Raw genomic sequence first — 21,278 nt, forward strand, 5'->3', positions numbered from 1 at the left:
GTGCGGGCCGGCCGCGACACCGGCCGCCCGCCCGGCGCCTCGCTGATGCCGGCCACCCACCGACAGCCAACCAGGTTCCCGCGCCGCTGGGAGGGGCCAGCGAACGCCGATCCGGTGGCCACGGTGACACGGCCGTCCGGCGCACGCGGCACTGCTGCCACAGCCGGATTCAGGAGCGCTGACCTGGGTAGACGCACCGGGCAGAGCAGACCCGGCCGGCGGCAGCGGCCGCCACGCGCGCGTGAGGAGACCCGATGGCGACCATGCCGGCCGACCGCAGCCCGGACAGCACGCTCGCGTTCCTCCGCGCCGGCTACCGGTTCATTGGCGAGCGCTGCGACCGGTACGGGAGCGACCTCTTCCAGACCCGGATCCTGCTGGCACGGACCATCTGCCTGCGCGGTCGGCCGGCGGCGGTGCTATTCTACGACAACGAGCGTTTCCAGCGGCGGGAGGCGATGCCGCTGCGGGTACAGCGGACCCTGACCGGCCGGGGCGGCGTGCAGGGGCTGGACGGGCCGGAGCACCGGGACCGCAAGGCGATGCTCATGTCGATCATGACGCCGACCGCCATCCGGCGGCTCGGCCAGCTCTTCGACGACGAGTGGCAGGCCCGAATCCCGGCCTGGGAGGGCACCACACCGGTGACGCTCTACGACGAGCTGGGCCGGCTGCTGACCCGGGTGGTCTGCGCCTGGGCCGGGGTGCCGCTGCCGGCGTCGCAGGTCGACCGCCGCAGCGTCGAGCTGCACGCCATGATCGAGGGCCCGGCGATGGTCGGTCCCCGGCACTGGCGGGGGCTGCTCGCCCGCCGCCGCGCCGAACGCTGGATCGCCGACATCATCGAGCGGGCCCGCGTCGGCACCCTGTCGGTGCCGGCCGGCAGCGCGCTGGACGTGATCGCCGAGCACCGGGACGCCCGCGGCGCGCTGCTCCCCCGCCGGATCGCCGCGGTCGAGCTGCTCAACGTGCTGCGGCCGACGGTCGCCCTGGACCGGTTCATCGTGTTCGCCGCGCTCGCCCTGCACGACCATCCGGGCTGGCGGCAGCGGGTGCGCGGCGACGACGAGGCCACCGAGCAGTTCGTCCAGGAGGTCCGCCGCTACTACCCGTTCTTCCCCACCGCCGCCGCCCGGGTCCGCCGCTCCTTCGACTGGGAGGGCCACCACTTCCCCCGGGGCCGGCGGGTGCTGCTCGACCTGTACGGCACCAACCACCACCCGACGCTCTGGCCGGAGCCCGAGCTGTTCCGCCCGGAGCGGTTCGCCGGCCGCCCCGTGGACCCGTTCGCACTGATCCCGCAGGGCGGCGGCGGCCACTGGACCGGGCACCGGTGCGCCGGTGAGTGGATCACCATCGACCTGATGAAACGGGCGGTCACCAACCTCACCCGCGCCATGCGCTACGAGGTCCCGCCACAGGACCTGGCGCTGGACCTGCGCCGGATGCCCGCACTGCCCCCCAGCGGCCTCACCCTCACCAACGTCCGCCGCGCCGCCTGACTCCCCGCCCGGTTTGACCTGCCGGATCGCGGGCACGTGCTGCGCGCGGCCGTCCGACCCTCGGCCGCCGACCGCCCGTCCGGGAGGCACCCTTGCCGTTCGACACGAGCGAGTACGGCCGGCACGGCCGCCCGCCGCTTTCCCGCCCGTCGGTGCCGGCGTGAGCGCGCCGACCCGCCGGACCGGCGCACCCGGCGACCGGCATCCGCGCGAGGCCCGGCTGGTCGCAGGCGACCCCGGCCGCCGACCCCCACTGCCGATGGCGTACGTGCTGCCGCTGCGCTGGACCGTCGACACCGGCCTGGCCGAGCTGACCGACTACCTGCGCTGGCTGGCCGGCCGCGTCGAGGTGATCGTGGTAGACGGCTCCCCACCGGACCTCTTCGCCCGGCACGCCGCGGCGTGGCACGGGCTGGTCCGCCGGCACCTCCCGCCCGACCCCACTCTGCGCGGGCTGAACGGCAAGGTGACCGGAGTGCTCACCGGCGTCCAGGCGGCCGGCCACGAACACGTGGTGATCGCCGACGACGACGTCCGGTACGACGAGGCCGGGCTGCGCGCGGTGCACCGGCTGCTCGGTCGGGTGGATCTGGTCCGCCCGCAGAACTACTTCGCCCCGCTGCCCTGGCACGCCTGGTGGGACACCGGTCGGATTCTGCTCAACCGGGCGCTCGGCGCGGACTACCCGGGCACCCTGGCCGTGCGCCGCAGCACCTTCCTGGGCATGGGCGGGTACGACCCGGACGTGCTCTTCGAGAACCTGGAGCTGATCCGCACCGTGCGGGCGTACGGCGGCACCGAGGCCGCCCCGGCCTGGCTGTACGTTCGCCGGCTACCGCCGGACGCCGCGCACTTCCGCCGCCAGCGGGTCCGCCAGGCGTACGACGATCTGGCCCAGCCGGCCCGCCTGTTGACCTCGCTCGCGGTCCTGCCGGCGCTGGCGGCGGCGGTCGCGGCCCGCCGGCCCGGGCTGCTGCTCGGTGCGGCGGCCGGCACCGTCGCCCTGGCCGAACTGGGCCGCCGCCGCGCCGGCGGCGACACCGTCTTCCCGCCGAGCACCGCGCTGGCGGCTCCCCTCTGGCTGCTGGAGCGCGGCATGTGCGGCTGGCTCGCCGTCGGTCAGCGGTTCCTGTGCGGAGGCGTCCGCTACGGCGACACGCGAGTCCGCCGCGCCGCCCACTCGACCCGGGCGCTGCGGCCCCGCTGACAACGCGACAGCTCGCGGACACCGGGGGGTGGCCGCGAGCTGTCCGGGTGGTACGGGGTCAGGAGCCGACCTGGTGGCGGGCCTGCTGGGCCTGGTCCTTGACGTCCTGCGCGGCCGACCTGCTGTCGTCCTTGACCGCGTGCACCGCGTCCTGGGCGGTGGACTTCACCGACTCGGCGGCCTGCTGGGCCGGCTCGCGCAGCTCCTCCTTGAGCTCGCTGGCCACCTCGCCCAGCTTCTCCTTCACCGCCCCGCTGTGCTCGCTGACCTTCTCCTTGAGCTGGGTCGCGGCCTGCTGCTCCCGGCGGGTGGCCGGAATCAGCGACGAGGCGAGCCAGCCGACGCCGAACGCGATCAGGCCGGCGGCCAGCGGGTTGCCCTCGGACTTCTGCCGGATCACCCGGGGTGCGCTGTGGGCGGCGTCGCTGACGGTGGAGGCCGCCGAGTGCGCGGCGTCGCTGACGCTGGAGGCCGCCGACGAGGCACGGTCGCCCACCGAGTGGGCGGCGTGGCCGGTGCCGTGGCCGAGGTCAGACGCGGTTCCCATGACCTTGTCCCTCACATTCTGCAGCGCGGAGCGGGCCCGCTGCTTACGGTCGTCGACGATCCGGCTGGGGCTGACCTTGTACGCCAGCGCGTCCACGTCGGAGCTCAGGCTGTTGCGGGTGGCTTCGATCTCCCGGCGGATCTGGTCGGGATCGGTGCTCATCGGGTGACTCCCTCCGGGTGGGGCTTGAGCGCGTCGGGGATCCGCTGCACGCTGTCGTTGGTCTGCTTGAGCCCGCGTACGTGCTGGGCGTTCTTCTTGGCCATGGAGTAGAGGACACCGGCGACCACGGCCCAGATCACGGCCACGATCAGCGCGGCCAGGCCGGAGTCCATGACGTTGTCCAGGAACTGCCACACGGCGATGGACACGAAGAGCGCCACCATGTAGCCGCCGAAGCCGGCGCCGCCGAAGAGCCCGGCGGCCTTGCCGGCCTTCTTGCCCTCCTGGCGGATCTCGGCCTTGGCCAGCTCGACCTCCTGGCGCATCAGCGTCGACAGGTCGCTGGTGACCTGGCGCATCAGCTCACCGAGCGAGCTGCCCTTCACCTCCGCCGCGGTGTGCGGGGCACCCGCGTCGGGGTGGTAACCGGAGTCCAGGCCGGACCCCTGCGTCGGCATCGTCATGCCGTCGCCTCCCTTCGGATGACTCGATGGCTCACGGGCGGGTGGTGCCGCTGGACGGGACACCGGGCAGCGGGTCGGTCTGGTCCACCGGCGGCAGCGGCTGCCCGGTGCCGGTCGGCTCGGCGTACCCGCCGGGGGTCGGCTCGGCGTAGGTGCCGGGGGTCGGGTCGAGGTAGCCGGCCGGCGGGACGGCGTCCGGCACCGCGCGGGGCGCCGGCGGCGTCGGGATCACCGCGGTCTGCTCCGGGTCGTACGCCCCGCCGCCGCGGTAGGTCGAGGAGCCGTTGCCGGAGTCGTCACCGGCGGAGGAGATGCTGCGGGTCAGGCGACCGGCGAGCACGCCGAGCACCGCCGCGCCGACCAGGAAGGTGCCCGGGTTGCGCCGCGCGTAGTCGCGTACCTCGGTGATCAGGTCGCCGGGCTCACGCTCCTCGAGCCAGCCGGCCACGCCGTGCACCCGGTCGGCGGCCTGGCGGGCCAGCTCGCTCACCGGGCCGGCCTGGCCACCCTGCTCGGCCATCGAGCGCATCTCGTCGGCGAGCGAGCGCAGCCCGCCGGCCGCGCGGCGCTGCTGCTCGCCGGTCTGGCTGGCGAGCTGGTTGCGCGCCTCGCCGTAGAGGTTGCGGGCCTGCCGGGCCGCCTCACGGCCGACCTCGGTGCCCTGCTCCTTGGCGGTCTGGGCGACCGCGCCACCGGCGTGCGCGGCCTCAGACCCGACCTGGCGGGCCTGGTCGCGGACGCCTCCGCCGTTGGTCGACTCCTGCCCGTACGTGGAAGACGTGGGTGACAGATCGTAAGTCATGATTTCCCTTCCGCTCGGAAAGTCGTCGCGGTTGTGCTGGGGGGATGCCGCCGCGCTGCCGCGGCCGCTGACGAATCCCTACCCTGCGTTCCGGCTTCCATGCCTCTTCGTGCATTTCTCTGCGCGGTCGACGGGAACGACTTCAAAATGGAGGATCGTCGGGCTGCGTCACGTCGCCGCCGCGGACAGTGAAGTTCGCGGGGCCGGCAGATCCACGGAGGGGGCAGCGATGGCACGAGACGCGCGAGGTGGCCGATCAACCGGCCACCGGCCGCGGGTGCAGGCTGCCGCGCTGATCCTGGCCGGGGCCTTCCTGCTGATCGGCGTCCTCGGCTTCATCCCCGGCATCACCACCGACTACGGCGAGCTGCGCTTCGCCGGGCACCACTCGGAGGCCCGGCTGCTCGGGCTGTTCCAGGTGTCGATCCTGCACAACGCCGTACACCTGCTGTTCGGGCTGGTCGGCCTGGTGCTGGCGCGCAGCGTCGGCGGCGCCCGGCTCTTCCTGGCCGGCGGCGGTGCGGTCTATCTCGCCCTCTGGCTGTACGGGTTGGGGATCGAGGCGATCGACGAGGAGGCCGGGGCGAACATCCTGCCGATCAACGCCGCCGACAACTGGCTGCACCTCGCGCTCGGCTTCGGCATGCTCGCGCTCGGGCTGCTGCTCTCCAACCGGGCCGGCACCGGTGGGCGCCTGGACACTCCGATCGACCGGCCCTGACCTGGCGGTGCGGCGGTTTGGCGGTCACCTGGGCAGGGGTACCTGAGGGTCGATTCGCGAAAGAGGTGCGACATGCCCCGCTGGCTGCGCGACATCGCACTGCTGCTGGTCTTCGTCGGCTCGTTCGTCGGCCACCTGCTCGGCGGCACCGCCGCGTACAACCAGGAGCAGGCGTTGCAGAGCGGGGCACCGCCGATCGGGGTGTGGGACTTCCTCGGCACCAGCGACTTCTGGTTCCAGTCCATGCAGAACTGGCAGAGCGAGTTCCTCGCCGTCGGCGCCCTGATCGTGCTGAGCATCGTCCTGCGCCAGCACGCCTCGCCGGAGTCGAAGCCGGTCACCGTCGCGCACGCCAGCACCGGCGCCTGAGCGCCGGGCCGTCAGGCCGCGACGGGCAGCCGCTTGGCGAAACAGACGCTGTACGGGTTGTGCACGTACTCGCCGTAGACCGGGATCCGGTCGTAGCCGCACGAGGTGTACAGCCCGATCGCGGCCGGCAGGTAGGTGCCCGTCTCCAGGCAGACCACCGAGTGCCCCCGCTGGAACGCCAGCTCCTCCAGCGCGGCGAGCAGCTGGCGGGCGATGCCCCGACCCCGGTACGCCGGCCGGACGTACATCCGCTTGACCTCGCCGGTGGCGGCGTCGATCGACTGGAGACCACCGCAGGCGACCGCCCGGCCGTTCACCACCACCGCGAGGTAGCGGATGTCGTCGTGGGTGACGGTGACCTGCCCGTCCAAGCCGCCGTCGGCCTCGCGCAGCTCACGCTGCTGCGCGAGGACCAGGGCGGCGATCTCCGGATCGATGGCGGGCCGAGCTTCGATCAGCATCACCCCACGTTAGGGGCGGTGGATTTCGCGGAGGTTTCCGGCAATCAACCCGATCACGGAGCGCAACGGGCTATTCGGCGTCGTCCTCGTCGTCGATGTCGTCGGACGCGTCCGCACCCACCTCGTCGGCCGAGCGCACCCGGCGGGCCTTGCGGGCGGCGAGCCGCTCCGCCGCCGACGCCCGGTTCGACTTCTCCTCCAGCCGGACGTCGGTGCCCCGGTTGCCGGGCGTGAACTCCACACCGGCGTACAGCGTCGGCTGCCAGTCGAACTCGCGCTCGCCGATCCGGACCAGGTCGCCGGGCTGCGCGCCGGCCTTGGCCAGCTTGTCCTCCACCCCGAGCCGGGCCAGCCGGTCGGCCAGGTAGCCGACCGCCTCGTCGTTGTCGAAGTTGGTCTGCTTGACCCACCGCTCCGGCCGGACGCCCCGGACGGTGAACGATCCGTCGGCCTCGGCCGTGATGGTGAAGCCCTCGTCGTCCACGGCCATCGGCCGGATCACGATCCGGGTCGGCTCGGCCGGCGGCGCCGCCTTGCGCTGCGCGTCGACCAGGTCGGCCATCGCGTAGGTGAGCTCCTTGAGCCCCTCCCGGGTGGCCGCGGAGACCTCGAACACCCGGTAGCCGCGCTCCTCCAGGTCGGGGCGGACGATCTCGGCGAGGTCGCGGCCGTCCGGCACGTCGACCTTGTTCACGGCCACCAGCCGCGGCCGGTCGGCCAGCCCGCCGTACTCGTTCAGCTCGGCCTCGATGGTCTCGATGTCGGCGACGGGGTCGCGGCCCGGCTCCAGCGTCGCCGAGTCGATGACGTGCACCAGCACGGCACACCGCTCGATGTGCCGCAGGAACTCCAGGCCCAGCCCCTTGCCGGTGGCCGCGCCGGGGATCAGGCCGGGCACGTCGGCGACGGTGAAGGTGTGGTTGTCCACCCGGACCACGCCGAGGTTGGGCACCAGGGTGGTGAACGGGTAGTCGGCGATCTTCGGCTTGGCGGCGGAGATCACCGAGATCAGCGACGACTTACCGGCCGACGGGAAGCCCACCAGGCCCACGTCGGCGACGCTCTTGAGCTCCAGCACGACGTCCAGGTGGTCGCCGGGCTCACCCAGCTCGGCGAAGCCGGGAGCCTTGCGCTTGGCGTTGGCCAGCGAGGCGTTACCCCGCCCGCCGCGCCCGCCGCGGGCCACCTCGAAGGTGGTGCCGGCGCCGACCATGTCGGCCAGCACGGTGCCGTCGAGGGTCTGCACCACGGTGCCGTTGGGCACCTTGAGCACCAGGTCGTGGCCGTTGGCCCCGTCCCGGTTGGACCCCGCGCCACCCTTGCCGTTGTCGGCCTTGACGTGCGGGCGGAAGTGGAAGTCGAGCAGCGTGGTCACCTGCGGGTCGACCACCAGGGACACGCTGCCGCCGTGCCCGCCGTTGCCGCCGTCCGGCCCACCGAAGGGCTTGAACTTCTCGCGGTGGATCGAGGCACAACCGTGCCCGCCATCGCCGGCCTGCAGATGCAGAACGACCCGGTCAACGAACGTCGCCACGGCGTCAATCCTTCCAGCGAGGTCCGACCCCGCACTGCGAAAAAAGCGAAGCGGGCCGGGACCCGGAGGTCCACGGCCCGCGATGCCTGAGAGCTACTGCTGCGGAACGATGCTGACGGTCTTGCGACCGCGCTTGGTGCCGAACAGGACCGAACCGGCGGACAGCGCGAACAGCGTGTCGTCGCCGCCACGGCCGACCAGGTCACCGGGGTGGAACTTGGTGCCGCGCTGCCGGATGATGATCTCACCGGCGCTGACAACCTGACCACCGAAGCGCTTCACGCCGAGTCGCTGGGCCGCAGAGTCACGGCCGTTACGCGAGCTGGACGCACCCTTTTTGTGAGCCATTGGAGGACGACCTACTTCCCGCTGGAGATGCCGGTCACCTTGACCTGGGTCAGCGGCTGGCGGTGACCCTGGCGCTTGTGGTAGCCGGTCTTGTTCTTGAACTTGTGGATCTTGATCTTCGGGCCCTTGGTGTGCGCGGCAATCTCGCCGGACACCGCGACCTCGGCAAGCTTCGCCGCGTCGGTCACCAGGTCGTCACCGTCGACGAGGAGCACCGCGGTGAGCTTCACCGCGTCACCGGGAGCACCGGTGAGCTTCTCGACCTCGATCACGTCGCCCTCGGCGACCTTGTACTGCTTGCCGCCGGTCTTGACGATCGCGTACATCGGAGGCGGACTCCCTGTCGTTGAGGCTGCTGGCGGTCGTCCCCGCGGCGGCTCGCCGGGTAGCAGTGCACGGCGGCGCGGGCACACGGGAACTCGGCACACCAAAAGTGCGCCGCAGGCAAGAGTACGCCATCGTCGGCCCGGACCCCAAACCGGCCCGCCCTGGTCAGCGCGCGCAGAGCTGGTCGAGGCGCTGCTGGAGCCGGTCGAGCTCGGTCTCGTCGATCGACTCCACGTCCGCGCCGAGCGCGGCGACCTCGGAGCCGATGTCGGTGAGCAGGGTCTTGAGCTGCGGATCGGCCGCTCGGGCGGCCTGCTCCCGCAGGGCCGTCCGCCAGCCGGTCAGCGCCGCCTCGGCCCGCTCGCGTGCCGCCTCGGCCCCGGCGCTGTCCCCGGCACCCACCGCGGCGATCATCTGGCCCAGCTCCGCCACGTAGGTCTGGAGCGCGGTGGTGCCGGCCTGCTGTGCGGCGGCGCACACCTGTGCGTTGCCGCCCGCCGCGCCGCCGCCCACCGGCGCGCCGGTCGACCCCGCCGGCATACCGGTCGCCCCGCCGGAGGCGCCCCCCGTCCCGGTGGCCGCGCCGGGCCCCTCGGCGGGCCGGTCGGTGGAGCAACCCGCCCCGGCGGAGAGCGCGGTGACCAGCACGGTGACGGCGAGCAGACGACGCATCTTCTTCTCCTGACCGAGGGCTGCCGGTCGCGGACCAGGGTGGCCGGACCGGCGAAGTCCCTCCCCCGTCACTTTGCCGGGGAAGGGACCTCGTCAAACACCGGGCCGGTCAGGTTCTCAGGGGCGGGTCCGGCGACGGGCGCCACCGCGGCGGGAGCGACGACGGCCCGTGCCGCCCTCGCTGCTCTCCTCGTCGGCGTCGCCGTCGGCGAGCGCGTCCGGGTCGTCCGCGGCGGCCAGCCGGGCCGACTCACCCTGCTGGCTGTCGGAGACCGCCGGCGCCGCGGCGGTGTCCGACTCGTAGCGGGACAGGTCGTAGCCCATCGTGTCCACGTAGTCGGCGTCCGGCTCGGCGGCGCTGGTGTCGCTCTCGACGACCTCGGCAACCGCCTTCTCGGCCGGGGTGCCCTTGCGCGCCCGACGGCGGGACGACGCGCTGCCCTGCTCGGCCGCCGGGGCGGCGGCCACCGACGAGGCGACCGCCTTGACCTTCTCCCCCGCCCCGTTGGCACGCGGCTTCTCCGGCACCGGCTCGGTGTGGATGATGACGCCCCGACCCTTGCAGCACTCGCAGGTCTCGCTGAACGCCTCCAGCAGGCCCGCGCCGATCCGCTTACGGGTCATCTGCACCAGGCCGAGCGAGGTGATCTCGGTGACCTGGTGCTTGGTCCGGTCCCGGCCCAGACACTCGGTGAGCCGACGCAGCACCAGCTCGCGGTTCGACTCCAGCACCATGTCGATGAAGTCGATCACGACGATGCCGCCGATGTCGCGCAGCCGGAGCTGGCGGACGATCTCCTCCGCGGCTTCCAGGTTGTTACGGGTGACCGTCTCCTCCAGGTTGCCCCCGGAGCCGGTGTACTTGCCGGTGTTGACGTCGACGACCGTCATGGCCTCGGTACGGTCGATCACCAGCGAGCCGCCGGAGGGCAGGAAGACCTTGCGGTCCAGGCCCTTGATGATCTGCTCGTCGATCCGGTACTCGGAGAACACGTCGCTCGTGCCGACGTGCCGGCGCACCCGGTCGACCAGGTCCGGGGAGACGTGCGACAGGTACGACTCGACGATGTCGTACGACTGCTCGCCCTCGATCACCAGCTCGCGGAAGTCCTCGTTGAAGAGGTCCCGGACCACCCGGATGACCAGGTCGGGCTCCTCGTAGAGCAGCACCGGCGCACCGCCCTCGGCGGCCTTGGCCTGGATGTCCTCCCACTGCGCCTGGAGCCGCTTGACGTCGCGGGCCAGCTCGTCCTCGCTGGCGCCCTCGGCGGCCGTCCGGACGATCACGCCCGCGCCGTCCGGGACCAGCTTCTTGAGCACGTCCCGCAGCCGCTTGCGCTCGGTGTCCGGCAGCTTGCGGCTGATCCCGGAGGCGTTGCCGTTGGGCACGTAGACCAGGTGCCGGCCGGAGAGCGCGATGTGGCTGGTCAGCCGCGCGCCCTTGTGCCCGATCGGGTCCTTGGTGACCTGGACCAGCACCGAGTCGCCGGAGCGCAGCGCCTGCTCGATCGAGCGGGCACGCCCCTCCAGGCCGGTGGTGTCCCAGTTGACCTCGCCGGCGTACAGCACCGCGTTGCGACCCCGGCCGACGTCCACGAACGCCGCCTCCATGCTGGGCAGCACGTTCTGCACCTTGCCCAGGTACACGTTGCCGGCCATCGTGCCGGAGGAGTTGCGGGTGACGTAGTGCTCGACCAGCACGCCGTCCTCCAGGACGGCGATCTGGGTACGGTCACCGCGCTGGCGCACCGCCATCACCCGGTCGACCGCCTCCCGGCGGGCCAGGAACTCCGACTCGCTGAGGATCGGCGGGCGGGTACGGCGCTGCTCCCGGCCGTCCCGGCGGCGCTGGCGCTTGGCCTCCAGCCGGGTCGAGCCCGACACACCCTGCACCTCGTCCACGGTCCGGCGCGGCTCGCGGATCTTCACCACGGTCGGTACGCCGTCGTCGGCCGCACCCTCCGTGTCACCGGCACCCCGGCGGCGGCGACGCCGGCGGCGACGGGTCAGCCCGTCTCCGCCCTCGGACTCCTCGTCCTCGTCGCCCTCAGCCTCGGCGGTCTCTTCCTCCTCGGGGGCCTGCGCGGCCTCGTCGGACTCCTCGTCCTCGGCGTCGTCGGCACCGCCCTTGCCCCGGCCACGGCCACGGCGACCACGACGGCGGCGGCGACGCGCGGCGGCGCTGTCCTCGTCTTCCTCATCCGCCTCGGCGGCCTCGTCGGCCTCCTCGGTCGGCTCCTCCTCGGCCTCGATCGCCTCGACCGGCTCCACCGGCTCGGCGTCGCGGCGACCGCGCCGCCGCCGGCGGGACGGCTCGGCGGGCTCCTCGGCGGCCGGCTCCTCGGCGAACTGGGCGGGCTCCGCCGGCCGGGTCACCGGCACGGCGTCCGGCTGCGGGGCCATGAACAGCACGGTGGGCGCGGAGAGCGCCGCCCGCCGGCGCCGGGTCCGCGGCTGCTCCGGTTCGACGGCCTCGGCCGGCTCAATCGGCTCGTTGGCCACACCAGCCACGGCCACGCCGGGCGGCACATCGCCGGAGCGCTCCGGCTCGCCGACGGTCCGGGCCGGTTCGGCGATCGCCTCGGCCTCGTCCAGTTCCGCCTCCGCCTCGCGCAGGTCGGACTCCGCCGGCGACTCGGCGACCGGCTCCTCGACAGCGGCGGGCTCCTCGACAGCGGCGGGGGGCTCCTCGACGGCGGCCGGCGTGGCCTTCTTCCGCCGGGTGCGGGTCACCTTGACCGGGGGGACCACCTCGGCGGAGGCCTCCTCGGCGGAGGCCGCGACCAGCGGTTCCTCGGCGGTCTTCTCCACCGGAGTGGCCTTGCGGCGGCGCCGGGGGGTCTTCGGAGGGGTCTCCAGGTCGCCGGAGACCGGGGCGAAGACCTCCGCCTGCGGCGAGTCGTCGCTGCCGGCCCCCGGGGCGGACGCCTCGACCGGGGCCTCGGACTGCTCGGGTTGGTTGAGCGGGGCGGCCCGACGGCGGGTCGCCCGGGTACGCCGCGCGGGCGCGGCCGGCTCGGCGCTCTCCGCGCCGGACGGGTCCAGCGCGGCCGATCCGGCGGCGGAGGTGGGGTTCGCGACGGCAGCGCCGTCGGCGGTGGTGCTCTGGTCAGCGGTGTCGCCGGCCGGCTGTGAACCGGTCCGTTCGCCGCCCTCGGGCTCGTTCTCGAGCATGGACGTTCTCCAGTTCTGGCTGCCCCGGGCGCGGGTGAGCGCTGCCACGCAGGGTCGCCGCAAAAGTGTTTCCGCCGGGCGCGCGTGGTGCGCGACCGCCGAAGTCTGCCTGCCAGAGCACTGACCGTCGGTCAGTGCCCAACGATGGCTGCCCCGTCGCGATCCGCATCCAACGGATCCACGATCGCACCCTGCGCGGTCAGCGTGCCCTGAGCCAGCCGGGTCACCCGCGGCGAAACCGGCGGCTCCAGGTCGGCCACCACGCGGAGGCCGGAAAGGACGTCATCGGGCCGTACGGACGGGGTGACCTGCCGCACGACCAGTTCGAGTATCGCACACGGTACGGCCGGCGCCCCGGAAGGCGTCGGCGTCGACGCGAGGACATCGATCGAGATCACGGCCGCGCGGGCGTCGAAGGTGCGTCGGCCCTGCTTGGTCATCCGCTCGACCAGCACCTCGTCGGCGGCGGTGAAGGCGTCCACGGCGGCGCGCAGCACGGCGGGGTCGACCTCGGGCAGCTCGATGTGCCAATGCGACGCCTGGATCCGGTCCGGCAGGCTGCCCCCGTCGGCGATCACGGCGTCCAGCACGTCCAGCCCGGGCGAGAGCGCGGCGTCCAGCGCGGCCCGCAGCGCCTCCGGGTCGACCGGCGCCTGGAGGCCGATCTCCAGGTACTCCGCCTCGCTGGCCACCCCGGTGGGCGCGGCGCTGGCGTAGGAGATCTTCGGGTGCGGGGTGAAGCCCTGGGAGAAGGCGATCGGCACGCCGGCTCGGCGCAGCGCCCGCTCGAAGGCCCGGGCGAAGTCCCGGTGCGACGTGAACCGCAGCGGCCCGCGCTTGGCGTACCGGATGCGGACGCGCTGCACGACCGGCGCCTGCCCACCCTCCGGCTGTGGTTTCTTACTGATCGTCTCGCTCCTCGGAACTCAGCACCCGTTGATCATGAAGTTATTGTCGGCGACACGCCGTGCGGCTGGCAACAACTTCATGATCAACGCGGGCGACCGGGTGGGACCGGGTCAGGCGGTGGGGGTTTTGAGGCCCTTGATGGGGGTGAGGGGCAGGAGCTTCTTGCCGGTGGGGCCGATCTGGATCTCGGTATCCATCGAGGGGCAGACGCCGCAGTCGAAGCACGGGGTCCACCGGCAGTCGTCCTGCTCGAACTCGCCGAGCGAATCCTGCCAGTCCTGCCAGAGCCAGTCCTTGTCCAGGCCCGAGTCCAGGTGGTCCCAGGGCAGGACCTCCAGCTCGTCGCGCTGGCGGGTGGTGTACCAGTCGAGGTCCACCCCGAACGCGGGCAGCGTCTCGGCCGCCGCGTCCACCCAGCGCTGGTACGAGAAGTGCTCGCTCCAACCGTCGAACCGGCCGCCGTTCTCCCACACCTTGCGGATCACCGAGCCGACCCGACGGTCGCCCCGGGAGAGCAGGCCCTCGATCAGCGACGGCTCGCCGTCGTGGTAGCGGTAGCCGATCGCCCGGCCCAGCGAGCGGTCCGAGTTGATCGCCTGCTTGAGGATCTTGAGCCGGTGGTCGATGACCTCCGGGCGCTCCATCGGGGCCCACTGGAACGGGGTGTGCGGCTTGGGCACGAACCCGCCGATGGAGACCGTGCAGCGGATGTCCTTGGAGCCGGTGGCGGCCCGACCGGCCTTGATCACCTCGTGCGCCATGTCCGCGATCTCCAGGACGTCGGCGTCGGTCTCGGTGGGCAGGCCGCACATGAAGTACAACTTCACCTGCCGCCAGCCGTTGGAGTACGCGGTCACGACGGTGCGGATCAGGTCTTCCTTCGACACCATCTTGTTGATGACCTTGCGGATCCGCTCCGACCCGCCCTCCGGTGCGAAGGTCAGGCCGGTACGCCGCCCGTTGCGGGACAGCTCCTGCGCGAGGTCGATGTTGAAGGCGTCCACCCGGGTCGACGGCAGCGACAGCGACACGTTGGTGCCCGCGTACTGCTCGGCCAGGCCGGAGCACATGTCGCCGATCTCGGAGTGGTCGGCCGAGGAGAGCGACAGCAGCCCCACCTCGGAGAAGCCGGAGAACTCCAGCCCCTCGCGCACCATCTGCCCGACGGTCGTGATCGACCGCTCGCGCACCGGACGGGTGATCATCCCCGCCTGGCAGAAACGGCAGCCCCGGGTGCAGCCCCGGAAGATCTCCACCGCGTACCGCTCGTGCACCGTCTCGGCCAGCGGCACGAGGGGCTTCTTCGGGTACGGCCACGCGTCCAGGTCCATCGTCGTGCGCTTGTGCACCCGGAACGGCACGTCCGCCCGGTTCGGCACGACCCGCTGGATCCGCCCGTCGGGCAGGTAGTCCACGTCGTAGAAGCGCGGCACGTAGACGCTCTCGGTGCGGGCCAGCCGCAGCAGCAGCTCGTCGCGGCCACCCGGGGAACCCTCCGCCTTCCACTCCCGGACGATCGCGGTGATCTCCAGGACCGCCTCCTCGCCGTCGCCGAGCACGGCGGCGTCGATGAAGTCGGCGATCGGCTCCGGGTTGAACGCGGCGTGCCCGCCGGCCACGATCACCGGGTCGGCGTCCGTGCGGTCGGCGGCCAGCATCGGGATGCCGGCCAGGTCGATCGCGGTGAGCAGGTTGGTGTAGCCCAGCTCGGTGGAGAAGGAGATGCCGAACACGTCGAAGTCGCGCACCGGCCGGTGCGCGTCGACGGTGAACTGCGGCACGCCGTGCGTGCGCATCAGGTTCTCCAGGTCCGGCCAGACCGCGTACGTCCGCTCGGCGAGGGTGTCGGGCAGCTCGTTGAGCACCTCGTAGAGGATCTGCACGCCCTGGTTGGGCAGGCCCACCTCGTACGCGTCGGGATACATCAGCGCCCAGCGCACGGTCGCCGCGTCCCAGTCCTTGACCACCGCCCCCAGCTCACCACCCACGTACTGGATGGGCTTGGAGACCTGCGGGAGCAGCGGCTCCAGCCGGGGCCAGACGGAATTGGTCGCGGCCGCGCGCGGCGTCGTGGACGGGGCACTCATGATGCCCAAGGGTACGCGCCGCTCCGGCGGTCAGCGCGCGCACGCCGCCCATGACGCCGTACCGCCGCCGGTGGCGGTCAGCACGGGCCCCGCTGTGAAGCCCGGTCGCGACGGTGGCGGCGCGGTACTAACCTCGGACCGGCGCGAGAGGAGATTGCCGCGATGCCGGAGCCCCAGCCGGGAGCAGGCCGTCCGGCCGACGGGAGCACCCCGGGCACGGAGCCGGACCGCGATCCGGCGGTCGCCGACGAGCCGACCTCCCCACCCGTACCGCCGGACCAGCCGGACCTCTCGGACCAGCCGGACCCCTCGGACGAGCCGGAAGCACCGCGCCGGCCGCAACCACCGGACCAGCCGGACCCGCCGACCGACCGGACCGGCGGCGCCGGGACGGCCGGTGACGCCGACGGACCGGACGAGCCGCGCCCGACGGACGCACCCGCCGGCGCGGCCGACTCCTCCACCGCCGTCGACTCCCCTGCCGCCACGGCAGCCGAATCCGCCCCCACCGCGGCCGCCCCGCCGCCCCGCTGGAGCGGCTCGGCGCCGGTGCCGCCGCCGCTACCGCGCAGGCGGGCCTGGGGCGAGTCGGCCGAGCCGACCCCACCACCGCCCGTGCCGGACGAGCCGCCGGAGCACCGGACCCCGGTCGACCCGTGGGCCGGCGTGGACACCGGCGGCTGGGACCTGCCGCACGCCGAACTGCCCCCACTGCCCCCGACACTGCCCTACCCGGCGCCGCCGGCGACCCGGCAGTGGTCCGGTCCGCCCGCTCCCCCGGTCGGGCCGCACCCGGCGCCGCCCCCCGCCGTCCCGCCGCCGCCGGCCGCCCGGCCCACCCTGCCGGCCCGGCCGCCCGCGCCGCCGGTCCGGCCGGTGTCGCCTCCCGCGCCTCCGAAGCAGCGTCGGGGTCGGCGGTCGGCCGCGCCGCCACCGGTGACGCCGCCGCCGGGCTGGCAGGCACCCAAGGGGTACGTCCCGGTCCCGGTCCGCCGGCGACGCCGCTGGCCCTGGCTGCTGCTGCTCACTCTGGCCTGCTGCTGCGGGTGCCCGGCCTACTACGGGTTCCCCATCTCGGCGCAGTACCCGGCCCGGGCGGCACTGCCCGAACAGGTGGCCGACCTGAGCCTGCGCCAGGACGACGGCAGCGCGGAGGCCGCCCGACAGTTGGAGAACGAGGTACGCAAGGAGCACTGGCTGGCCGAGGACACGTTCGCCGGCGTCTACGCCACTGCGGACGGCAAGCGGGTGACGGTCTTCGGCGGCACCGGCTTCCGGCTGACCCCGGAGGCCGACGCGGACGCGGAGATCACCCGGCTCAGCGAGCGCTACGCGCTGGAGGCCCCCGAGACGGTGCGGACCGGCGTACGGGGCCGACACGAACGCTGCGCGGTCGGCCGGTCCGACAGCACCGACGTGGTGGTCTGCACCTCCGTGGACCACGGCAGCATCGCCACCGGGGTGTTCACCCGGCTCTCCGTCTCCGACAGCGCGGCCCTGCTGGACACCCTGCGCGGCCAGATCGTCCAGCCCCAGCAGAGCTGAGGACCAGGGCCCGTCAGGCGTCGCGGGTCGGGGCCGGGTGGGCGCGCGGCGGGGCGTAGCGGGGCACGTACTCCTGGCCGGTGAGCTTCTGGATCTCGCTCATCAGCTCGTCGGTCATCTGCCGCAGCGAGGTGCGGTCGTCCGGCCGGCCGGTGAAGTCCAGCGGCTTGCCGAACCGGACAGTGATCTTCGCGGTGCCGGGGCGGGGCACCCGGGCACCGATCGGCTGCGCCTTGTCCGTGCCGATCATGCCGACCGGGATGATCGGCACACCGGCGGAGATGGCCAGCCGGGCCGCGCCGGTCCGCCCCCGGTAGAGCTTGCCGTCCGGTGAGCGGGTGCCCTCCGGGTAGACCACCACCAGATCGCCACCCTTGAGCGCCGGGATGGCCGCGTCGAACGCGGACAGCGCCGCCCGCCCGCCGGCCCGCTCGACCGGGATCGCGCCCAGGCCGGTGAGGACGAACTTGGAGATGGCGCCCTTCACACCGGTGCCCTTGAAGTACTCCGACTTCGCCCAGAACGCCAGGTGCCGGGGCACGACCGTGCCGAGGAACAGCTCGTCGGCCACCGAGAGATGGTTGCCGGCGAAGACCGCGCCGCCGGTCTCCGGCACGTGTTCCAGCCCCTCCACGGTCGGGCGGAACGCCAACCGCAGCGTGGGCGCCACGGTGAGCTTGCCGATGGTGTAGAGCAGGGGCACTGGTCCTCCGGCAGATCAGGTGCGAACAGGCGGTGTCACGGTAGCGGACGCCGCCACCCTCCCCGGATGGAGGTGGCGGGGCGCCCGCACGATGGCGGTACGTGGTCGGGAAGGGGCCCTCCTCCACATCACGCGTTGCGAAGGGCCCCTTCCTCACCCACGGGTGGTCATACCCGGCGGACGACGACCGTCACCCGGTCACCCTCGCCGACCTCGCCGGCGAAGCCGTCGAGGCCCTCGGCGAAGTCGACGGAGTCGGCCAGCACCTCACCGGCGACGAAGTCCATGTACGCGGCCACCGCCGCGCGCACCTCCTCCGAGGCCGACACCGACACCACGATCCGGTCCGAGACGTCGAGGTCGGCGTCCCGGCGCGCCTGCTGCACCACCCGGACCACGTCGCGGGCCAGCCCCTCGGCGGCCAGCTCCGGGGTGACCTCGGTGTCCAGCACCACCACGCCCTCACCGCCGGGCAGCGGCGCGGAGTGCTCGGCGTCGGCGGCGACCAGGCGCAGCTCGTACTCACCCTCGGCGAGGGTGACGCCGGCGGCCACCGGGGCGCCGTCGACCAGCTCCCAGTCGCCCGCCTTGACCGCCTTGATCACCTGCTGCACCTGCTTGCCGACCCGCGGGCCGAGCGCCCGGGGCACCACCGTCAACACCTGCTCGCAGTACGCGGACAGCTCCGCGCTGAACTCCACCGTCTTCACGTTGACCTCGTCGGCGACCAGGTCGGCGAACGGGCGCAGCTGCTCCGCCGCCGGCGAGGCCACGGTCAGCTTCGACAGCGGCAGCCGCACCCGCAGGCCCTTGGCCTTGCGCAGCGACAGCGCCGCCGAGGCGACCGCCCGGGTGGCGTCCATCGCGGCGACCAGCTCGTGGTCGGCCGGGAACTCGCTCGCCTCCGGCCAGTCGGTCAGGTGCACCGAGCGCTCCCCGGTCAGCCCGCGCCAGATCTCCTCCGCGGTCAGCGGCGCCAGCGGCGCCACCACCCGGCAGAGCGTCTCCAGCACCGTCCACAGCGTGTCGAAGGCGTTCACGTCACCCGACCAGAACCGGTCCCGGGACCGACGCACGTACCAGTTGGTGAGCGCGTCCAGGTAGGACCGGACGGTGGCGCAGGCACCCGAGATGTCGTACGCCTCCATCTGCGCGCCGACCGTCGACACCAGCTCGTTCGTCTTCGCCAGCACGTACCGGTCGAGCAGGTGCGTCGAGTCGGTGCGGCGCCGCGCCTGGTGCCCGTCCGCGTTGGCGTAGAGCGAGAAGAAGTACCAGACGTTCCACAGCGGCAGCAGCACCTGCCGGACGGCGTCCCGGATGAGCGTCTCGGTGACCGCCATGTCACCGCCGCGCAGCACCGGCGAGGACATCAGCATCCAGCGCATCGCGTCCGAGCCGTACGCGTCGAAGACGTGGTAGACGTCCGGGTAGTTGCGCAGGCTCTTGGACATCTTGCGCCCGTCCGAGCCGAGCAGGATGCCGTGGCTCAGACAGTTGCGGAACGCCGGCCGGTCGAACAGCGCGGTGGCCAGCACGTGCATCGTGTAGAACCAGCCGCGGGTCTGCCCGATGTACTCGACGATGAAGTCACCCGGGTAGTGGTGCTCGAACCAGTCGGCGTTCTCGAACGGGTAGTGCACCTGGGCGAACGGCATCGAGCCGGACTCGAACCAGCAGTCCAGCACCTCCGGCACCCGACGCATCATCGACTGCCCGGTCGGGTCGTCCGGGTTGGGGCGGACCAGGTCGTCCACCGCCGGCCGGTGCAGGTCGCTCAGGCGTACGCCGAAGTCCCGCTCGATGTCGGCCAGGGAGCCGTAGACGTCGAGTCGCGGGTAGTTGGGGTCGTCGGACTTCCACACCGGGATCGGCGAGCCCCAGAACCGGTTCCGGCTGATCGACCAGTCCCGGGCATTGGCCAGCCACTTGCCGAACGAGCCGTCCTTGATGTGCCCCGGCGTCCAGTTGATCTGCTGGTTCAGCTCGACCATCCGGTCCCGGAACTGCGTCACCGCAACGAACCACGACGACACGGCCTTGTAGACCAGCGGGGTGTCGCAGCGCCAGCAGTGCGGGTACGAGTGGGTGTAGGTGTCCTGCCTGAGCACCACCCCCCGCTCCTTGAGCTCCCGGATCACCGGCTTGTTGACGTCGAAGACCTGCTCACCCTGGTACGGCGGGACCAGCGCGGTGAACCGGGTGTGGTCGTCCACGGTGACGATGGTGGGGATGCCGGCGGCGTTGCAGACGTTCTGGTCGTCCTCGCCGAAGGCCGGGGCCAGGTGCACGATCCCGGTGCCGTCCTCGGTGGTGACGAACTCCGCGCCCAGCACCTGGTAGGCGTTGTCCCCGGCCTGCTCGACGAGGAAGTCGAACAGCGGCGTGTAGCGGCGGCCGACCAGGTCGCGGCCGTACACCTTGCCGACCTGCTGGTATCCCTCCAGCTCCTTGGCGTACGCCCCGAGCCGCGCGGCACCCACCACGAAGCGGTCGCCGTCGCGTTCCAGCACCGCGTACTCGATGTCCGGGCCGACGGCGAGCGCCAGGTTGGACGGCAGGGTCCACGGCGTGGTGGTCCAGACGCCCAGCTTGACCGGCCCGCGCACCAGCTCCGGAGCGCTCTCGTCGGCGGTCAGCCCGAACCACACCGACAGGGTGGGGTCGTGCCGGTCCCGGTAGACGTCGTCCATCCGGGTCTCGGTGTTCGACAGTGGCGTCTCGCAGCGCCAGCAGTACGCCAGCACCCGGAAACCCTCGTAGATCAGACCCTTGTCGTGCAGGGTCTTGAAGGCCCACATGACGCTTTCCATGTAGTCCAGGTCGAGGGTCTTGTAGTCGTTGGCGAAGTCGACCCAGCGGGCCTGCCGGTTGATGTACCGCTCCCAGTCCTGGGTGAACTCCAGCACGGAGGTGCGGCAGGCCTCGTTGAACCGGGCCACGCCCAGGTCGATGATCTCCGCCTTGCTGGTGATGCCGAGCTGCTTCTCGGCCACCACCTCGGCGGGCAGGCCGTGGCAGTCCCAACCGAAGCGCCGCTCGACGTGCCGCCCGCGCATGGTCTGGTAGCGCGGCACCACGTCCTTGACGTAGCCGGTGAAGAGGTGGCCGTAGTGCGGCAGGCCGTTGGCGAACGGCGGGCCGTCGTAGAAGACGTACTCGTTCTTGCCGTCGTCGCCGGCCGGGCGGGCCTCCACCGACGCCTCGAAGGTCTTGTCGGCCGTCCAGTGCTCCAGCACCCGGCGCTCGACCGCGGGCAGGTCCGGGCTCGCCGGGACACCGGCGGCGGTCGGGTCGTGCAACGGATAGGCCATCGGGGGTCGCTCTCCTCGCAGCTCACTCATCGGTGGGTCTGCGAGGACGAGCGTCTCCGGGGACGCCTCGACGGCGCTCCCGGGTGGCCCGCGGTACCACCCCGCTTGGCGGTCAACGTGCGACCGCCCGCTCATTGGCCGGCTGTGACGGGCCGGACCCGTCCGGTTCTACTGGGCCGGTTGCCCGGCTGTTCTTCCGGAGGCTCACCGGTGATGGCCGGGTCATCGCCTTACGGTGTCCAACGATACTCGACCCGCCCACCGGTCCGCCGCCGAGTAATCCCGCCGGCGCCCATCCCGCGTCGATCATGAGGTTGGCGGGCGTGTGGATCTCCGCGGGCTCAAGCCCGGCCGGGGCGTGGTCCCCTGCCAGCTCGGCGCGGAGGACTGGTTCGGCCTCACCGAGCACGGCATGCTGACCAGCACCGTC

The 21,278-nt window shown here is 72.8% G+C and carries 18 protein-coding genes; 5 read left to right on the top strand and 13 right to left on the bottom strand.

Going from position 1 to position 21,278, the window contains the following annotated elements; translation table 11 throughout:
• Positions 1 to 254: 254 nt before the first annotated feature.
• Both AB0K07_RS18565 and AB0K07_RS18570 read left to right on the top strand, forming a co-directional pair.
• Positions 255 to 1,502: a cytochrome P450 gene (locus tag AB0K07_RS18565; protein WP_363756568.1), complete on the top strand. Its 1,248-nt coding sequence runs from the start codon at positions 255 to 257 to the stop codon at positions 1,500 to 1,502.
• A gap of 160 nt (positions 1,503 to 1,662) precedes the next feature.
• Positions 1,663 to 2,709 (top strand): glycosyltransferase family 2 protein, encoded by a 1,047-nt coding sequence (locus AB0K07_RS18570; protein ID WP_363756570.1) that lies wholly within the window; start codon positions 1,663 to 1,665, stop codon positions 2,707 to 2,709.
• A 58-nt stretch (positions 2,710 to 2,767) separates the two neighbouring features.
• On the opposite strand, the gene AB0K07_RS18575 is transcribed toward AB0K07_RS18570, so the two are convergent.
• The 3 genes from AB0K07_RS18575 to AB0K07_RS18585 are packed head-to-tail and all read right to left on the bottom strand — an operon-like array spanning position 2,768 to position 4,684.
• A complete protein-coding gene (locus AB0K07_RS18575; RefSeq protein WP_363756572.1) occupies positions 2,768 to 3,418 on the bottom strand; it encodes a DUF3618 domain-containing protein in 651 nt (216 codons plus the stop codon).
• Positions 3,415 to 3,882, bottom strand: a complete 468-nt coding sequence (locus AB0K07_RS18580) for a phage holin family protein (protein ID WP_363756574.1) — start codon at positions 3,880 to 3,882, stop codon at positions 3,415 to 3,417. Before AB0K07_RS18580 ends, AB0K07_RS18575 begins: the two co-directional genes overlap by 4 nt.
• Before the next feature lie 31 nt (positions 3,883 to 3,913).
• Entirely contained in the window at positions 3,914 to 4,684 is a 771-nt protein-coding gene (locus AB0K07_RS18585; protein ID WP_363756576.1) for a hypothetical protein, read from the bottom strand.
• Between the two features lie 229 nt (positions 4,685 to 4,913).
• Here AB0K07_RS18585 and AB0K07_RS18590 point away from each other — a divergent pair, with 229 nt between their 5' ends.
• Together AB0K07_RS18590 and AB0K07_RS18595 are read left to right on the top strand one after the other, a co-directional pair.
• Positions 4,914 to 5,405 carry a DUF4383 domain-containing protein gene (locus AB0K07_RS18590; RefSeq protein WP_363756578.1) on the top strand — a complete coding sequence of 164 codons (492 nt, stop codon included), beginning with the start codon at positions 4,914 to 4,916 and terminating at the stop codon, positions 5,403 to 5,405.
• A gap of 72 nt (positions 5,406 to 5,477) precedes the next feature.
• Complete coding sequence (locus AB0K07_RS18595; protein WP_363756580.1) at positions 5,478 to 5,774, top strand: DUF6766 family protein; 297 nt, start codon at positions 5,478 to 5,480, stop codon at positions 5,772 to 5,774.
• An 11-nt stretch (positions 5,775 to 5,785) separates the two neighbouring features.
• Here the strand turns inward: AB0K07_RS18595 and AB0K07_RS18600 are convergent, their stop codons facing one another.
• The 8 genes from AB0K07_RS18600 to AB0K07_RS18635 all read right to left on the bottom strand — a co-directional run bounded on the left by AB0K07_RS18600 (position 5,786) and on the right by AB0K07_RS18635 (position 15,286).
• The gene (locus AB0K07_RS18600; protein WP_363756582.1) at positions 5,786 to 6,235 is read right to left on the bottom strand and encodes a GNAT family N-acetyltransferase; all 450 of its coding nucleotides are present in this window, start codon (positions 6,233 to 6,235) and stop codon (positions 5,786 to 5,788) included.
• Positions 6,236 to 6,305: 70 nt separating this feature from the next.
• Positions 6,306 to 7,769, bottom strand: a complete 1,464-nt coding sequence (gene obgE, locus AB0K07_RS18605; protein ID WP_363756584.1) for a GTPase ObgE — start codon at positions 7,767 to 7,769, stop codon at positions 6,306 to 6,308.
• A 93-nt stretch (positions 7,770 to 7,862) separates the two neighbouring features.
• Positions 7,863 to 8,117, bottom strand: coding sequence for a 50S ribosomal protein L27 (gene rpmA / locus AB0K07_RS18610; protein WP_030491740.1), 255 nt, complete (start codon positions 8,115 to 8,117; stop codon positions 7,863 to 7,865).
• A gap of 11 nt (positions 8,118 to 8,128) precedes the next feature.
• Complete coding sequence (gene rplU / locus AB0K07_RS18615; protein WP_074313742.1) at positions 8,129 to 8,443, bottom strand: 50S ribosomal protein L21; 315 nt, start codon at positions 8,441 to 8,443, stop codon at positions 8,129 to 8,131.
• A 166-nt stretch (positions 8,444 to 8,609) separates the two neighbouring features.
• On the bottom strand, positions 8,610 to 9,116 hold the full coding sequence (locus AB0K07_RS18620) for a hypothetical protein (protein WP_363756586.1): 507 nt from the start codon (positions 9,114 to 9,116) through the stop codon (positions 8,610 to 8,612).
• A 117-nt stretch (positions 9,117 to 9,233) separates the two neighbouring features.
• The gene (locus AB0K07_RS18625) at positions 9,234 to 12,290 is read right to left on the bottom strand and encodes an Rne/Rng family ribonuclease (RefSeq protein WP_363756588.1); all 3,057 of its coding nucleotides are present in this window, start codon (positions 12,288 to 12,290) and stop codon (positions 9,234 to 9,236) included.
• A 131-nt stretch (positions 12,291 to 12,421) separates the two neighbouring features.
• A complete protein-coding gene (locus AB0K07_RS18630; protein WP_363756590.1) occupies positions 12,422 to 13,156 on the bottom strand; it encodes a TIGR03936 family radical SAM-associated protein in 735 nt (244 codons plus the stop codon).
• 153 nt (positions 13,157 to 13,309) lie between these two features.
• Positions 13,310 to 15,286 carry a TIGR03960 family B12-binding radical SAM protein gene (locus tag AB0K07_RS18635; protein ID WP_363756592.1) on the bottom strand — a complete coding sequence of 659 codons (1,977 nt, stop codon included), beginning with the start codon at positions 15,284 to 15,286 and terminating at the stop codon, positions 13,310 to 13,312.
• 162 nt (positions 15,287 to 15,448) lie between these two features.
• On the opposite strand from AB0K07_RS18635, the gene AB0K07_RS18640 reads away from it, so the two are divergent.
• The gene (locus AB0K07_RS18640) at positions 15,449 to 16,831 is read left to right on the top strand and encodes a hypothetical protein (protein ID WP_363756594.1); all 1,383 of its coding nucleotides are present in this window, start codon (positions 15,449 to 15,451) and stop codon (positions 16,829 to 16,831) included.
• Positions 16,832 to 16,844: 13 nt separating this feature from the next.
• On the opposite strand, the gene AB0K07_RS18645 is transcribed toward AB0K07_RS18640, so the two are convergent.
• Both AB0K07_RS18645 and ileS read right to left on the bottom strand, forming a co-directional pair.
• Positions 16,845 to 17,534 carry a lysophospholipid acyltransferase family protein gene (locus AB0K07_RS18645; protein ID WP_363756596.1) on the bottom strand — a complete coding sequence of 230 codons (690 nt, stop codon included), beginning with the start codon at positions 17,532 to 17,534 and terminating at the stop codon, positions 16,845 to 16,847.
• A gap of 167 nt (positions 17,535 to 17,701) precedes the next feature.
• A complete protein-coding gene (gene ileS, locus AB0K07_RS18650; RefSeq protein WP_363756598.1) occupies positions 17,702 to 20,848 on the bottom strand; it encodes an isoleucine--tRNA ligase in 3,147 nt (1,048 codons plus the stop codon).
• Positions 20,849 to 21,278 lie beyond the last annotated feature (430 nt).

The sequence above is a fragment of the Micromonospora sp. NPDC049301 genome (assembly GCF_040678715.1).
Taxonomy (GTDB): domain Bacteria; phylum Actinomycetota; class Actinomycetes; order Mycobacteriales; family Micromonosporaceae; genus Micromonospora.

Bases quoted from the DNA above. Each gene is read 5' to 3' on its own strand.
- AB0K07_RS18565 (WP_363756568.1), top strand. From the start codon at position 255: ATGGCGACCATGCCGGCCGACCGCAGCCCGGACAGCACGCTCGCGTTC.
- AB0K07_RS18575 (WP_363756572.1), bottom strand. From the start codon at position 3,418: ATGAGCACCGATCCCGACCAGATCCGCCGGGAGATCGAAGCCACCCGC.
- AB0K07_RS18580 (WP_363756574.1), bottom strand. From the start codon at position 3,882: ATGACGATGCCGACGCAGGGGTCCGGCCTGGACTCCGGTTACCACCCC.
- AB0K07_RS18585 (WP_363756576.1), bottom strand. From the start codon at position 4,684: ATGACTTACGATCTGTCACCCACGTCTTCCACGTACGGGCAGGAGTCG.
- AB0K07_RS18590 (WP_363756578.1), top strand. From the start codon at position 4,914: ATGGCACGAGACGCGCGAGGTGGCCGATCAACCGGCCACCGGCCGCGG.
- AB0K07_RS18595 (WP_363756580.1), top strand. From the start codon at position 5,478: ATGCCCCGCTGGCTGCGCGACATCGCACTGCTGCTGGTCTTCGTCGGC.
- AB0K07_RS18600 (WP_363756582.1), bottom strand. From the start codon at position 6,235: ATGCTGATCGAAGCTCGGCCCGCCATCGATCCGGAGATCGCCGCCCTG.
- rpmA (WP_030491740.1), bottom strand. From the start codon at position 8,117: ATGGCTCACAAAAAGGGTGCGTCCAGCTCGCGTAACGGCCGTGACTCT.
- rplU (WP_074313742.1), bottom strand. From the start codon at position 8,443: ATGTACGCGATCGTCAAGACCGGCGGCAAGCAGTACAAGGTCGCCGAG.
- AB0K07_RS18620 (WP_363756586.1), bottom strand. From the start codon at position 9,116: ATGCGTCGTCTGCTCGCCGTCACCGTGCTGGTCACCGCGCTCTCCGCC.
- AB0K07_RS18625 (WP_363756588.1), bottom strand. From the start codon at position 12,290: ATGCTCGAGAACGAGCCCGAGGGCGGCGAACGGACCGGTTCACAGCCG.
- AB0K07_RS18635 (WP_363756592.1), bottom strand. From the start codon at position 15,286: ATGAGTGCCCCGTCCACGACGCCGCGCGCGGCCGCGACCAATTCCGTC.
- AB0K07_RS18640 (WP_363756594.1), top strand. From the start codon at position 15,449: ATGCCGGAGCCCCAGCCGGGAGCAGGCCGTCCGGCCGACGGGAGCACC.
- ileS (WP_363756598.1), bottom strand. From the start codon at position 20,848: ATGGCCTATCCGTTGCACGACCCGACCGCCGCCGGTGTCCCGGCGAGC.